The following is a 14,718-nucleotide window of genomic DNA, read 5'->3' on the forward strand; positions in this document are numbered from 1 at the left end:
AGGTAGGCTCACCAAATGGCCACAGTTAAAAGTCCGATTCGTATTGGTGCACATGTGCCGACATCTGGCGGTATGGCAACTCGATCTATTGAATACGCTTTAAAAATTAAGGCTGAAGCAATTCAAGTATTTGCATCAAGTCCGAGAACTTGGGCAACATCTACACCAAATCCTGCAATGGATGAAGCTTTTAAGATTAAAACTGCAGAGCATGATATTAAGCCCTATGTACATGCGTCTTTTTTAATTAATTTAGGATCTCCAACTCAATCTACTTATAAAAACTCACTTTCTGCTACTGCATATTCGCTCAAGCGTGGACGCGAGATTGGTGCACACGGTGTTGTTGTCCATACTGGCTCAGCTGTTGAAGAATCACATGTGAAGCAAGCATGGAAGCAGATCCATGAAGGAGTGATGCCAATTCTTAATAATCTTAAAGATGATGATCCTTGGTTACTTTTAGAGCCAACAGCTGGTCAGGGTCAATCACTTGTTAAAAAATTAGATGATCTAACAAAGTATTTCGAAGCCCTTGAATGGCACCCAAAAGTTGGAGTTTGTCTAGATACTTGCCATGTTTTTGCAGCTGGACATGACATTAAAAAGCCAGGAGGTATGACGGAAACCATCGATTTACTTGTAAAAATTGTTGGAGTTGAGCGAATTAAATTAATACATGTAAATGACTCAATGGATATATGTGGAAATTTAAAAGATAGGCATCAAAATATTGGTAAGGGTGAAATTGGTACAAAACCATTTACTGAACTGGTTTCACACCCAGCAATACTAAATACTCCCCTAATTTTAGAGACTCCAGGTGCAGAAGCAGAGCATGGCAGTGAGGTTGCTCTACTTAAAAAAATGCGTGATAAAAATGAAAAGTAAATTACCTTTATATATTGCAATGATTTCGATTGCAGCTGTCTGGGGTAGCTCTTTTGTGGTTATGAAGGATTCACTTGAGCGCCAGAATGTGTTTTCATTTCTATCTTCTAGATTTATTCTCGCAGCCTTACTAATGTTTTTATATAAACCCGGGGTATTTCGAAGATTAACGAAAAAGTTTGTTACTAGGGGAATTATTGCAGGAATCTTGCTTGGTAGTGGATATATTTTTCAGACATATGGCTTAACTAAGACCACTGTTTCTAATACTGGATTTATTACAGGCCTATATCTAGTTTTTACTCCATTAATCTCACTACTAATACTTAAGCGACATGTTTTAAAAATTCAATGGGTCGCAGTGATAATTGCAACTATTGGATTGTTTTTTATCTCCTACAACGGGGTGACAATTGGTTTTGGTGAAATATTAGTTCTAATCTCTGCTTTTATTTACGGCGCTCACTTTGTAGCACTAGGTGAATGGAGTGATGGTAAAAATACCTATGCGCTAACTCTTATTCAGGTAGTGACGGTAGCTGTTCTTACTTCAATTTTTGCTTTTAGAGATGGTTTCCAAATAGCTCCAGATAGCACAGTATGGTTAGCCATTCTTTACACTGCCTTTTTTGCAACGTTCCTAGGATTTTTAGTTCAGACAAAAGCTCAATCAGTTATGAGTGCGACAGTTGCTAGCGTTCTTTTAGCAACTGAAACACCTTTCGCAGTTTTTTTTGGTCTCTACTTCCACGATGATCCACTTACATTGAGAATAATTACTGGTGGATTACTTGTTATGGCAGCTATGGCACTAGTTATCTGGTCTGATAACAAAAAGACAAGTATGAGAGCATTAAGCCATGAGTAGCCCGGTATTAATAGATTTAAGATCTGACACTGTTACTAAGCCATCTGCTCAGATGCGTGAAGTGATGGCAGCAGCTGAAGTGGGCGATGATGTTTATGGTGAAGATCCAACAATTAACTCCTTAGAGGAAAGAGTTGCCCAATTATTTGGCAAGGAGGCAGGATTATTTTGTCCTAGTGGATCTTTAGCAAATCAGTTATCAATTAGAATGTTAGTTGCCCCTGGTGAAGAGTTAATTACAGAAACTAATTCTCATATTGTTAGAGCAGAGCTAGGTGCTGGAGCAGTATTTAGCGGAATAACCACAAGAACCTGGTTAGCAGATAGAGGTCTCTTATCTGCTTCTGATGCACTTAATATCGCAAGACCAGACTCTGGACCTTATTTGGTTTCAACAACTGCAATTGCTATTGAAAATACTCACAACTTTGGTGGAGGAACTGTTCAACCACTTGATGAAATTAAAAAGTTAAGACAGGAAAGCCAATCTCTTGGAATCGCATTACATCTAGATGGCGCCAGAATTTGGAATGCCCATATTGCATCTGGAGTTGAATTCAAAGAGTACGGAAAATACTTTGACACAATTAGTGTTTGTCTTTCAAAAGGCCTTGGTGCACCAGTTGGCTCATTAATGCTATCTACGAAAGATCGAGTAATAAAGGCGAGGGCATGGCGAAAAAGATATGGTGGTGGGATGAGGCAGGCTGGACTATTGGCGGCTGCAGCTCATTACGCTTTAGATAATAACTTAGCTCTACTTAAAAATGACCATAAACGGGCAAAGGAAATTGCTATTGCAATAGCTGCTGTTGCACCAAAAGTAATTAATCCAGATCATGTTGAAACAAATATTGTTGGATTAGATATTAGCTCAATGAAGATAACTGCTGCCCAGTTATCAGAACAACTCAAAGCAAGTGGAGTTCTAGCTAGTGCACTAGGTCCAAAGTATTTAAGAGTTGTGACACATCTAGATTTAACTGATTCAGATATTGAAAAAGTGAACCAAGTTCTACCGCAATTACTGCAGCGCGCCCTCGTGTCTTAAGAGCCACTCTTTAACCTCTTCGCCATATGCATAATTTCCCAATGCCCCACCGCTTTTAACTATCCGATGGCATGGAATTATTGGAGCAACTAAATTATTTGCGCACGCTGAGCCGACAGCCCTTACTGCGCTAGCAGATCCTGCCCGCTTTGCTAACTCTGCATATGACCAGGTTTTACCAACTGGAACTTTTCGCATCTCTTTCCAAACTGACTGAGAGAAGGCTGGGCCAGATTGGCGTACTTTAATAGAATTTAATGCTGAAGTTTCACCATTAAAATAATCGGCAATTAGATCACTGATTACTGGAATTTGTCCCACAGTTTCACTCTTCCGACTCGCATCCAAAGGTGATAATCGCTTAGTTAACTCACTAAAACTTGTGAATCCAGCAGCTAATAAAATCTGTTCATCGGCTATTAGATAAAGTATGCCAACTGGAGTCTTATAACTTGTTTTTGAAAGCACAATCAAAGATTAAACCTAAGTTGGTGAAAAACCAATACTACTTTTTATGGTCTCGCAGCATCTCTGCAACTAAAAAGGCTAATTCAAGTGACTGGGTATGGTTTAACCTAGGGTCACAAGCACTCTCATACCGAGTTGCAAGATCTTCATGGCTTATCTGATCTCCACCGCCAACGCATTCGGTAACATCATCGCCAGTTAATTCAATATGGATTCCACCAGGATGAGTACCTAGTTTCTTATGAACCTCAAAAAATCCTCTAACTTCATCTAATACATCATCAAATTTACGTGTCTTATACCCACTTGGTGCTTCATATGTATTCCCATGCATTGGATCGCATACCCAAAGTACTACTGAGCCAGATTTCTTAACAGCTTCAACTAGGGATGGTAGTTTTTCACGTATTAACCCCGCGCCCATTCTTGTGATAAATGTAAGTCTGCCTGGTTCATTACTTGGATTTAATCTCTTAATAATTGCTGAAACATCTTCAGCTGTTGTCTTAGGCCCAAGCTTTACACCAATTGGATTATGTATTTTTTCAGCGAAGTCCATATGCGCGCCATCTAATTGCCTTGTGCGTTCACCAATCCAAACAAAGTGTGCTGAAACATCATATGGATTATTAGTGCGAGAATCGATGCGAGTTAAAGCTTTCTCATACTCCAAAATTAGTGCTTCATGACTTGAGTAAAAGTCAACAGATTTAAATGATTCTGGATCAACACCTGCTGATTGCATAAATTGAAGTGCTCTCCCAATTTCATTTGCCATCTCTTCATAGCGAGCGCTAAATCTGGCATCAGCTGCAAAACCCTTATTCCAACTATGCACCTGGCGAAGATCAGCAAAACCACCTTGTGTGAAAGCACGGACAAGATTTAATGTTGCAGCTGAGGTGTTATAAACCTGTACTAACCTTTTTGGATTAGGTGTTCTAGATTCCTTAGTAAATTCAATGTCATTAACCGCATCCCCTCGGTAGGCCGGTAAAGTTAAGCCATCACGGGTTTCATTATCATTACTGCGAGGTTTGGCGAACTGCCCTGCCATTCGGCCAACCTTAATAACTGGTAGCGATGAGAAGTACTGCAGGACTGCAGCCATCTGCAAGATAGTCTTAATTCGGTTTCTAATTGAGTCAGCAGTTGCCCCTACAAATGTTTCAGCACAATCTCCCCCTTGTAGCCAAAATGCTTCACCGCTTGCTGCCTGGGCTATTCGCTTTTTTAAGTTATCGCACTCACCAGCAAAAACTAGTGGTGGAAAAGATTCAAGCTCTGCCACTGCAGATTTAACTGCAGCTGCATCCGGCCATGAAGGCTGTTGAGCAGCAATTAAGCCAGAATTAAATAACGAGTTAGCATTCATAAGATAATGGTAGGCAATCTCTTGGTATTGAGGTGGCTAATTAGCCGCCATCATTAACCGAAGAAGATCTCCGCCTCTTTATATAGCTCAGGATCGACCGTCTTTAATTTGGAGGTAGCAGAGGCTAATGGCACACGCTCAATCTTGGTGCCATGAAGTGCAACCATCTTGCCCCAGTCACCATCATGGACTGCTGTAATTGCATGTAATCCAAATCTAGTTGCAAGTACTCGATCAAATGCAGTTGGCGTTCCACCACGTTGGATATGTCCTAGTACTGATGTGCGGGCCTCTTTGCCGGTCTTTGTTTCAATTTGATTTGCCAACCACTCGCCAATGCCAGATAGTTTTGCATGACCGAATGAATCAAGGCTTTTATCTTTAGTTACCATATCTCCATCTTGCGGAATGGCGCCCTCTGCAATAACAATAATTGGTGAGTAACTTTGCTCAAATCTAGATTCAACCCATTTACAAACTTGATCAAGTGAGAATTTAACCTCAGGAATTAAAATACATGACGCACCTCCAGCAAGTCCAGAGTGCAGTGCTATCCAACCAGCATGTCGTCCCATTACTTCTACAATTAAAGCGCGATGATGTGATTCAGCTGTTGTGTGTAGACGGTCAATTGCCTCAACTGCGATATTAACAGCAGTATCAAAGCCAAATGTGTAATCAGTATTATTTAAGTCATTATCAATTGTTTTTGGAACACCAATTACTTTAACTCCAAGTGAATCTAATTTTGTTGCAACACCTAACGTGTCTTCACCACCGATTGCAATTAAAGCATCTACACCAGCTTTTGCGAGGTTCTCTTTAATTTTTTCAACGCCGCCCTCAATTTTAAATGGATTAGTTCTAGAGGAACCAAGAATTGTTCCACCTCTGGGCAAAATTCCTCGAGTAGTTGGAACATCTAATTTCATTGTTAAACCTTCTAAAGGCCCACGCCAGCCATCACGAAAACCAATGAACTCATAGCCATAGGCTTTAACACCTTTGCGGACAACTGCACGGATTACTGCATTTAGGCCAGGACAATCTCCGCCGCCGGTTAGAACACCAATGCGCATTTAGCATGCTCCAAACTGATGATAAGGATAAGAATTGGTCAACGTTGACGGCTAAGTCTACTCTGCCGCAATGGGAGTTAAACCCGAGATAAAAGATCACCTAGCCCAGCGCGCTAGCAATGGCCTGCCTGAAGTTTGGCAGGCGCCAGTATCTGAGATTCGAAAAAATACCCACTCTCATATTGCCCTTAAACAACCCTTAATTGATATTCATGAAGTAAGGCAGCTGAGCATTTCAGGGCCAACTTCGCAGCTGCCTGTTCGAATCTACCGACCAACGGATGAAAAAAATTTACCTGCCTTGGTCTACTTTCATGGTGGTGGTTGGGTTTTAAATTTTCTAGATATTTTTGAACCTTCGCTTAGAAAAATTGCAAAGCATGGAAATTTTATAATTATTGCAGTTGAGTATCAAAAAGCACCTGAGAAGTCCTACCCGGTGCCCTTTGATGATTGCTATGAAGCACTTAAATGGACAATAGATAATGCAGTAAGTCTTGGAATTGATCCATTATCTATCGGTGTTGGTGGAGATAGTGCTGGTGGTAACTTAGCCGCAGCTGTTGCAATTAAAGTTAGGGATGAAAAATTAATTAATCTGGCATTTCAACTTCTAATTTATCCATGTATTGAAATAAACATGGATTACAAATCAGCAACAGATTTTGCAGAAGGATATGGCCTGACAACAAAATCGATGAACTGGTTCTGGGATCAATATCTTCCAGATAAAAAAGATCATAATGATGTTTATGCAGTTCCTGCAAGAGCTAAAACACTTAAAGGAGTAGCACCGGCAATTGTAATTACCGCTGAATTTGATCCGCTAACTGATGATGGACGTAATTACTTCAGGCGGTTGAATGAGGATGCAGTGGCTAGCATTTATAAAGAGTATGCTGGGCAGATTCATGGCTTTTTCAATCTTGGTGGAGTAACTGAGGACGCAGATTTACTCTATTTAGATATTGCCCGTGAGATCAATGCAATTTTAGGAAGAGGAAATTAATTGACAAAAGTTGACTGGGGAAGATTTGCTCTGCTGGGATTTCTTTGGGGAACGCCATATTTATTTCTTAAGATAGCCGTTGAAGAAATACCTACTGCTGCAATCGTATTCTTTCGGGTATTAGTTGGCGCAATCGTATTAATACCGATTGCATTGCGCGGTAAAAACTTAGCAATTGCCAGAAAATACTGGCCATTTGTATTTCTTTATGCCATAACCGAATTAATAGGACCTTGGTATCTAATAACTCATGCTGAGCAAAAATTAACATCTGGACTTACCGGTCTTCTTGTTGCAACAGTTCCTATATGGTCTGCAGTTCTAGCGTCAATCTTCGGCGATCACACTGTTTGGCATAAATCTAGACTTTTTGGTTTGATAATAGGATTCATTGGAGTAGTCGCAGTAGTTGGTATCGAATCACTAAGTGGGCGCCAAGATCTAGTTTCGATTTTAATGGTTCTTCTTGCTGCAATTGGATACGCCTACGCTATTAACATGATTAATCGCAGAATTCCAGAGGTCCCTGGGATTGCTATAAATACTTGGGCAATGATTATTACGATGATTGTTTATCTACCATTTGTATTCCTAAATATGCCTACAGAAGTACCATCTCTAGAAGCCGTAGGGTCAGTATTAGCACTTGGTGTTTTTTGTACTGCAGTTGCATTTATTTTATTTTTCAAACTTGTGGCAGAAGTTGGCCCACCCAGGGCATCCTTTGTAACCTATTTAAATACGGCAGTTGCTGTTTTACTTGGCGTGGTTATTTTAGGAGAGCCAATCACGCTAGGAATTGCACTTGGCCTTCCGCTAGTTTTAATTGGCTCCTACTTTGCTAGTCGGAAAGTGAATCGGTAAAGCCAAGTTTAGCTAGCAACTTTGGATCCTTTTGCCACTCTTTAGAAACTTTAACGTGAATCTGTAAAAATACTTGTAAGCCGACAATATTTTCAATTGATTTTCGAGCAGTACTGCCGATCGCTTTTAACTTGGTGCCTTGCGGGCCAATAATTATTCCTTTTTGACTATCACGCTCAACATGTAGTGTGGCTGAGATATCAAAAATCTTTCCATTATCCCTCTCCCCCATCTCCTCAATTATGACCATAACTGAGTGCGGAAGCTCTTCGTATAACTCCTCAATCGCAGCTTCGCGAATTAAGTCAGCAAACATTAGCTCCTGTACTTGATCAGTATTTATGTCAGTTGGATATAAGGCGGGTGAAATCGGAAGTTTCTTAGCTAGTAGATCAAGTAATAAATCTGTTTGTTCTAAGTTTTTTGCTGAAATTGGAATTATCTCTGCCTTTTCTTGGCCAACCTTTTGGGCAAATTCAGTTACTAAAACGAGCTTGGCCGCTAGTTCAGATTTTGAAACGGTATCAACCTTAGTCACAACTAAAAAAACTTCTTGCCGGCCTTTAATCTGCTTTGCAATATATTCATCACCAGCACCAATATCTTCATTAGCTGGTAAACATAACACCACTGCATCAGTTGAATTAATATTTTCATTCACCATTGAATTTAATCTGGTTCCAAGGGCTGTCTTAGGCTTATGCATACCTGGTGTGTCAACTACGATCATTTGAAAACTATCTTGATTTATTATGCCCCGAATTGGATTGCGAGTGGTGTTTGGGTGATGTGAAGTAATTACAATTTTAGTTCCAACTAGCGCATTTACTAATGTTGACTTACCCGTATTTGGTCGGCCGACAATTGCAATGAAGCCTGCTTTAAAATCACTCATTGACCTTATTCTCTCACCTTTTGCCTTACCTCATTTGCAGTGGAGTTATCACCTCTAATATCTCATCTAGGCTAGTTGCAATATCTGCTACTCGTTCAGCTATTAAACGATGACAGCCCTCACTTAAAGGTGAGGTAACTGGACCAGGGATTGCAAATACTGGCCGAAATATCTCAGCGGCATCCCTAGCAGTTCTAATTGACCCGCTAATAAATTTTGCTTCAACTACAACAGTTGACCTTGAAAGTGCTGCAATTAATCTATTCCTAATTAGAAATCTATACGGCTTTGATTCAGTATTAGGCATAACCTCAGATATCAGTAAACCAGATTTGGTTATATCTTTAAACAATTTTTGATTTTCTAATGGATAGAGCCTACTTATGCCACCAGCTAACACTGCAATACTTAAGCCACCCACAGATAATGCCCCTTGATGGGAAGCGGTATCAATCCCATAAGCGCCACCACTGACTACTACTAACTGAGCAAGAGATGCCTGACTAGCGAGTGAATATGAAAGTTGTAAGCCATAATTTGTAGGCTGCCTGCTGCCAACAATTGATATTGATTTATCTAGTTTTAAAAGAACGCTCCTATCACCTGCTATCACAAGGCCAATTGGTGGTGTTGCTAAATCAGCTAAAGAAATAGGCCAGTCATTATCTTCAGGGGTTATAAAGACTCCACCTGCTTTACTTATCTCTAACTCTAAATCTTTAACCTGCCTCTGCATAACTTGTTGTTGTAGTTTTAAAATTTCTTGTTGCTTTAAGTAATAGTTTCCAGAGATTATCCGGTTATAAACTGATAATCCTCCACGCTGATTTATCTCATAACCCCAAAAGGGATCAGCAGGTTGGATAATAGAAAAAAGTATTAACCTGGCCCTAGCTTCGTTAATCACCTAACAAACCTAGCCAAGTTTTATCTAATTAAAAGAAGAAAAACAGATCCTGTGTATTACTTACTTGCCTCAATTACTGCAGCAATATTTGCAAATGATTTACGATGAATTGGTAGAACGCCAAGTTCTTTTATAGCAGCGGTATGTGATGCAGTTATATACCCTTTGTGACTTGCTAATCCATAATTTGGATACTCTTTATCTAATTCAATCATAATTTTATCTCGATACACCTTAGCCAGGATTGAGGCAGCACTAATTGAAATTGCTACTTGATCACCTTTCCAAACAGCTAAATTTGGTGTGGTAAGACCTGGGATTGGATAACCGTCAGTAAGTACATACTCTGGCTTAATAGTTAGGGCATTAATAGCACGTCTCATTCCTTCAATATTACATTTGTGCAGACCAAGTGAATCAATCTCACTAACGGTGACTTCAATAATCGAGTAAGCCAGAGAATTATCAATTACAACTTTATATAAATCCTCTCGCGCCTGCGCACTTAACTCCTTAGAATCTTTTATTTCATTTAAATCTGTAGATAAAGGATCTTTTAAGATTACGCAAGCGACTACAAGTGGACCAGCACACGGCCCGCGTCCTGCTTCATCAACTCCAGCAATATTTTTTATACCTGCTTTAAGTAAAGTTTTCTCAATCATTTTAGCTCTAAGACTTATCTTTGACTGAAACCTTTTTTAAATCCTCACCCTTTGGTATTAAAGCAATATTTGAAATAGGCCAAACAATAAAAGTAGCGCGACCGACCACTTTACTTAACGGAACCATTCCATTATTTGCACTATCTGGGTGAAATCTTGAATCAGCACTTGCACCACGATGATCGCCCATAACCCAAACAAAGCCCTTTGGGATATCAACATTAAATTGCATATCACTTGGCTTATCACCTTTAAATATATATGGCTCAGTTACAGAGACACCATTTACCTGTAGTTTTCCAGTGGCATCACAGCAAATAACTTTGTCGCCACCAACGCCTATTACACGTTTTATCAAATACTGTTTTGCTGGGTCTGGTAATACGCCAACTAAAATTAAGCCACTCTTTATTTTTCCAGAAATTGTTGATCCATCTGATTCTGGTGAACTTCCAAGCCAATTATCTGGATCTGCAAATACAGCTACCTCACCGCGTTTAATATCACTAAATAAAGCACCAAATTTATTTACAGCAATTCGATCCCCAACCTGCAATGTGTTTTCCATTGATCCAGATGGGATAAAGAAAAAATGCAAAAAGAAAGTTTTGATTACTATTGAGACAATTAATGCAGAAACTACTATTACTGGTAGTTCGCGAAGGAACGAACCCTTCTTTGGCATAAGTTTTTAGTTACTTAAGCTTGTGGGGTTTCTTCTGCAGTGGCTTCAGCAGGTGCTTCTTCTGCAACTGGTGCTACCTCTGCAACTGGTGCTTCTTGCGTGACAGCCTCAGCAGGTGCTTCTTCAACAACCGCAGCTTCTTGTTTAACAGCTTCAGCAGGTGCTTCCTCTACAACTGGTGCACTCTTAGCAGCTAAGCGTTCGACTGCTTTCTTTTTTAATGTTGTTGCACCATCTGCTGGTTCAGCCATTGCTTCTTTTACTGCTGCTTCATAAGCAACTCGCTTATCAATACGTACTGGCTGTGGCTTTAATGTGCCCTCAGTTCCTGGTAAACCATTTGCTTTTTGATAGTCGCCAGTAATTTTTAGTAATGCAGTTACTGCCTCAGTTGGTTGTGCACCAACTCCTAGCCAATATTGCACACGCTCTGAGTTAACCTCAATTAATGATGGCTCAGAGGCTGGTGAGTAACGACCAATTTCCTCAATTGCTTTTGAATTTCGAGCAGAACGAGAATCTGCAATCACAATACGGAAATGTGGTGTACGGATCTTGCCAAGACGCATTAACTTAATCTTTACTGACACAAAACTCCCTATTAAAAATAATTCGGCTTATCTTTAGTAAACAGCGGGGGCGTTTACATCCAGAGCTAACCTTGCGGACAAATATTGCTATGGGTTAGAGGGTCCCACGAGCAGGAGGCTAATCTTGCCAGCACAGGGTGGTAATCCCAAATTGGCCTATATTCCCTCTTCAATTGCCCGCTTTGCAGGGTTACCTGATCGGGATTTTTTCTTAAGATTTTGATTACCTACTTTTGGTTTTAAGGTCCCACTCATACCAGCCATAGGTGCTGCCATGCCAGCTGGCATATTGCCACCTCGCATTTGCTTCATCATTTTTTGAGCTTGAGAAAAACGTTCAACTAGTGAATTTATTTCAGAAATAGCCCTGCCGCTACCGCGGGCAATTCGTGCACGCCTAGATCCATTTAATACCTTTGGGTTCCTTCTCTCAAGTGGTGTCATTGATTCAATAATGGCTCTAGTTCTTACTAGTTCTGATTCATCAAAGTTATCTATTTGCTTTTTCATTCCAGCAGCGCCGGGTAATAAGCCCATTAACTTACTCATACTTCCCATATTTTTCATCGCCTCTAATTGTGATAGAAAATCCTCAAACGTGAAATCTTCACCTTTTATAAATTTATCTTCAAGCTTTTTAGAGGCAGCCTCTGGCATTGCCCGCTTAGCACTTTCAGCAAGGGATGCAACATCTCCCATACCAAGAATTCGAGACGCCATTCGTTCTGGATAAAACAGGTCAAAATCATTTATTTTCTCACCAGTGGATGCAAAAATAATTGGCTTACCAGTCACCTCAACAATAGATAGCGCAGCACCTCCTCTAGCATCACCATCTAATTTGGTAAGAACAACTGCATCAAAGCCAACACCAGCTAAGAAAGCATTTGCAGTAACTACTGCATCCTGACCAATCATGGCATCGACTACAAAAAAGGTTTCATCTGGTTTAACTGCGCTTTTAAGATCATTAATCTGCTGCATTAATTGCTCATCAATACCAGTTCTACCCGCGGTATCAATAATGACAAAATTATGTAATTTATCTTTTGCAAACTTTATTGATTCTCTGGCAACATCAACTGCGTCTCCGATACCATTTCCTGGTTCAGGAGCAAAAACTGGGACTTTTACCGACTCACCAACAACTTGTAATTGGGTAACAGCATTTGGTCGTTGTAGATCAGCTGCAACTAGAAGTGGTGTATTGCCATCAACTTTTAAGTAATTAGCTAACTTTCCAGCAAGGGTCGTCTTACCGGCTCCTTGGAGACCGATTAACAAAATGACAGTTGGTGGCGTCTTTGCAAAACGAATCCGCCGGGCTGAACCACCTAGAATCTGGGTAAGTTCGCTATTAACAATTTCAAAGATTTTTTGTGCAGGGTTTGTGCTTTTATTTATCTCATTAGACCGATCCTGTGATTTTTTATAAACTCGATCAGAAAAAGATTCGGCAACAGAGAGTGCAACATCTGATTCAAGTAAGGCATCTTTAATCTGTGCGGTAAAGCTCTTTAAATCTGATTCAGATACTTTCCCGCGCAGGCCAGAGAATATTGAACTAAATCTCTGACCTAGCGCTTGGAACATGGAGGCATCTTACATTTTTTTAGATTGCTTCATCCCCGCTCTCACCGGTTCTAACCCGAATCACTGATTCAACTGATGTGGACCACACTTTGCCATCACCAATACTTCCAGTCCGAGCTGCATCGGTAATTACTTTGATCGCCTTATCAGCAATCTTGCTGCTTACTAATACTTCTAATCTAATTTTGGGAATTAAATCGACTTTATATTGAGCACCGCGATAAACCTCAGTTAAGCCCAACTGCCTACCAAATCCCTTTGCTTCAGAGACTGTCATGCCAGTTATCCCAGCACCAACTAAAGCCTCTTTTACTTCATCTAATTTTTGTGGCTTAATGATTGCTGTAATTAGTTTCATGAACTAAAACCTCCTCTTGAACTAGATGTTAATTCATATCCAGTTTCAGCATGTTGATCGTAATCAATTCCTGCAATCTCTGCCTCTGCTTTAACCCTAAAGCCAATTGTTTTATCGATAATAAAGCCGATAATTAAAGTAGCAATGAATGAGTAAGTCAGAACAAAGAAAGCACCAAAGGCTTGCTTACCTAACAAGGTAGCTCCACCACCATAGAAGAGTCCATCTAGACCAAGGCTATTTATGCTGCTGCTTCCAAAGAAACCAATTGATAAGCAACCCCATAACCCACCGATTAAGTGGACACCAACAACATCTAGAGAATCATCAAAGTTAAATAGGTATTTAAGACCTACTGCCAGTGCGCAGAAGATTCCTGCAAATAGCCCAATTAAAACTGCGGCCCAAGGAGCTACAAAGGCACAAGCAGGAGTTATTGCAACTAAACCAGCAACCACACCGGATGCCACACCAAGTGATGTTGGATGACCATCTCTAATTTTTTCAACTAATAGCCAACCAAGAGCGGCAGCGGCGGCGGCTACTTGCGTATTCAATAATGCAAGAGCAGCTACACCATTAGCACCTAATGCAGATCCGGCATTAAATCCAAACCAACCAAACCAAAGTAGGCCAGCGCCAACTAATACCAATGGCATTGAATGTGGCCGCATTGATTCCTTGCGCCAACCAATTCTTCTACCTAAAACTATTGCCAAGGCTAAACCAGCTGCGCCTGCATTAATATGAACTGCAGTGCCACCAGCAAAGTCTTCAACACCACGAGCGGCTAAGAAACCTGCTCCAGTTACTGTATCGCCAACCTTGTTACCGAAGGCAAATACCCAGTGCGCTACTGGGAAATAAACCAATGTGGACCAGAATGTTACAAATACTGCCCATGCTGTGAATTTTGTTCTATCTGCAATTGCTCCTGAAATAAGAGCTGGTGTAATAATTGCAAACATTAACTGAAAAGCAGCAAATGCTAGTAGTGGAATCGGATAAACGCCACCATTATTTGTAAGTTCATTGACCGCACTTCCAAGTCCTGAAAGTGAAAATTCGCCATACCATTGTGAGTTATCTTTGTACCCAAATGCCAATTTAAATCCATAGATCACCCATAGGACACTTACGATGCCAATAGTTATCATTGACATTAACATCATATTTAAAACACTTTTTGCTCTGACCATACCGCCATAAAAAAGAGCAAGACCAGGTGTCATCAATAACACCAATGCTGTGCTTGCTAATACCCATGCGGTATCTCCGGTATTTAGTACTACATCTGCCATAGCAGCTCCAATTTCGCTATTCGGATAGGTTATAGATTTAAGGTTAAAAACCTCGTCATTGAGATAGGCAACTATGGCTCGGGTGGGTTAAATCAAGTGTTGATTTAGATTTCGACCTT

Annotated in this window: 16 protein-coding genes; 5 read left to right on the plus strand and 11 right to left on the minus strand. The window is 40.3% G+C overall.

The window, feature by feature from the left end; translation table 11 throughout:
• Positions 1 to 15 precede the first annotated feature (15 nt).
• Genes B1sIIB91_RS03685 through B1sIIB91_RS03695 form a run of 3 tightly spaced genes read left to right on the plus strand, consistent with a single transcriptional unit; the run spans position 16 to position 2,810 of the window.
• The gene (locus B1sIIB91_RS03685; RefSeq protein WP_095688264.1) at positions 16 to 891 is read left to right on the plus strand and encodes a deoxyribonuclease IV; all 876 of its coding nucleotides are present in this window, start codon (positions 16 to 18) and stop codon (positions 889 to 891) included.
• Positions 881 to 1,759, plus strand: coding sequence for a DMT family transporter (locus B1sIIB91_RS03690; RefSeq protein ID WP_095688265.1), 879 nt, complete (start codon positions 881 to 883; stop codon positions 1,757 to 1,759). The genes B1sIIB91_RS03685 and B1sIIB91_RS03690 overlap by 11 nt, the downstream gene beginning before the upstream one ends.
• Positions 1,752 to 2,810: a threonine aldolase family protein gene (locus tag B1sIIB91_RS03695; protein ID WP_095688266.1), complete on the plus strand. Its 1,059-nt coding sequence runs from the start codon at positions 1,752 to 1,754 to the stop codon at positions 2,808 to 2,810. Before B1sIIB91_RS03690 ends, B1sIIB91_RS03695 begins: the two co-directional genes overlap by 8 nt.
• Here the strand turns inward: B1sIIB91_RS03695 and B1sIIB91_RS03700 are convergent.
• Genes B1sIIB91_RS03700 through B1sIIB91_RS03710 form a run of 3 tightly spaced genes read right to left on the minus strand, consistent with a single transcriptional unit; the run spans position 2,784 to position 5,732 of the window.
• On the minus strand, positions 2,784 to 3,278 hold the full coding sequence (locus B1sIIB91_RS03700; protein WP_095688683.1) for a methylated-DNA--[protein]-cysteine S-methyltransferase: 495 nt from the start codon (positions 3,276 to 3,278) through the stop codon (positions 2,784 to 2,786). The two genes, B1sIIB91_RS03695 and B1sIIB91_RS03700, sit on opposite strands and share 27 nt — an antisense overlap.
• Positions 3,279 to 3,315: 37 nt before the next feature.
• Positions 3,316 to 4,653: a class II 3-deoxy-7-phosphoheptulonate synthase gene (locus B1sIIB91_RS03705; protein ID WP_095688267.1), complete on the minus strand. Its 1,338-nt coding sequence runs from the start codon at positions 4,651 to 4,653 to the stop codon at positions 3,316 to 3,318.
• A gap of 53 nt (positions 4,654 to 4,706) precedes the next feature.
• On the minus strand, positions 4,707 to 5,732 hold the full coding sequence (locus tag B1sIIB91_RS03710) for a 6-phosphofructokinase (protein WP_095688268.1): 1,026 nt from the start codon (positions 5,730 to 5,732) through the stop codon (positions 4,707 to 4,709).
• A 70-nt stretch (positions 5,733 to 5,802) separates the two neighbouring features.
• Here B1sIIB91_RS03710 and B1sIIB91_RS03715 point away from each other — a divergent pair, with 70 nt between their 5' ends.
• Both B1sIIB91_RS03715 and B1sIIB91_RS03720 read left to right on the plus strand, forming a co-directional pair.
• Complete coding sequence (locus tag B1sIIB91_RS03715; RefSeq protein WP_095688269.1) at positions 5,803 to 6,741, plus strand: alpha/beta hydrolase; 939 nt, start codon at positions 5,803 to 5,805, stop codon at positions 6,739 to 6,741.
• Complete coding sequence (locus tag B1sIIB91_RS03720) at positions 6,742 to 7,605, plus strand: DMT family transporter (protein ID WP_095688270.1); 864 nt, start codon at positions 6,742 to 6,744, stop codon at positions 7,603 to 7,605. It abuts the gene before it with no gap.
• Here B1sIIB91_RS03720 and era read toward each other — a convergent pair.
• From era to B1sIIB91_RS03760, 8 genes are all read right to left on the minus strand, one after another.
• Positions 7,583 to 8,500, minus strand: coding sequence for a GTPase Era (gene era, locus B1sIIB91_RS03725; protein ID WP_095688271.1), 918 nt, complete (start codon positions 8,498 to 8,500; stop codon positions 7,583 to 7,585). The genes B1sIIB91_RS03720 and era overlap by 23 nt on opposite strands.
• Positions 8,501 to 8,525: 25 nt before the next feature.
• The gene (gene dprA, locus B1sIIB91_RS03730; RefSeq protein ID WP_095688272.1) at positions 8,526 to 9,407 is read right to left on the minus strand and encodes a DNA-processing protein DprA; all 882 of its coding nucleotides are present in this window, start codon (positions 9,405 to 9,407) and stop codon (positions 8,526 to 8,528) included.
• 56 nt (positions 9,408 to 9,463) lie between these two features.
• Entirely contained in the window at positions 9,464 to 10,072 is a 609-nt protein-coding gene (locus B1sIIB91_RS03735) for a ribonuclease HII (RefSeq protein WP_095688273.1), read from the minus strand.
• 7 nt (positions 10,073 to 10,079) lie between these two features.
• On the minus strand, positions 10,080 to 10,757 hold the full coding sequence (gene lepB / locus B1sIIB91_RS03740) for a signal peptidase I (protein ID WP_095688274.1): 678 nt from the start codon (positions 10,755 to 10,757) through the stop codon (positions 10,080 to 10,082).
• A gap of 14 nt (positions 10,758 to 10,771) precedes the next feature.
• Positions 10,772 to 11,347 (minus strand): 30S ribosomal protein S16, encoded by a 576-nt coding sequence (gene rpsP / locus B1sIIB91_RS03745; RefSeq protein ID WP_095688275.1) that lies wholly within the window; start codon positions 11,345 to 11,347, stop codon positions 10,772 to 10,774.
• Between the two features lie 156 nt (positions 11,348 to 11,503).
• The gene (gene ffh / locus B1sIIB91_RS03750) at positions 11,504 to 12,940 is read right to left on the minus strand and encodes a signal recognition particle protein (protein ID WP_095688276.1); all 1,437 of its coding nucleotides are present in this window, start codon (positions 12,938 to 12,940) and stop codon (positions 11,504 to 11,506) included.
• Between the two features lie 19 nt (positions 12,941 to 12,959).
• Positions 12,960 to 13,298: a P-II family nitrogen regulator gene (locus B1sIIB91_RS03755; protein WP_095688277.1), complete on the minus strand. Its 339-nt coding sequence runs from the start codon at positions 13,296 to 13,298 to the stop codon at positions 12,960 to 12,962.
• Positions 13,295 to 14,599: an ammonium transporter gene (locus tag B1sIIB91_RS03760; protein ID WP_095688278.1), complete on the minus strand. Its 1,305-nt coding sequence runs from the start codon at positions 14,597 to 14,599 to the stop codon at positions 13,295 to 13,297. Before B1sIIB91_RS03760 ends, B1sIIB91_RS03755 begins: the two co-directional genes overlap by 4 nt.
• Positions 14,600 to 14,718: the final 119 nt, after the last annotated feature.

The organism is Candidatus Nanopelagicus abundans (genome assembly GCF_002288305.1).
GTDB lineage: Bacteria > Actinomycetota > Actinomycetes > Nanopelagicales > Nanopelagicaceae > Nanopelagicus > Nanopelagicus abundans.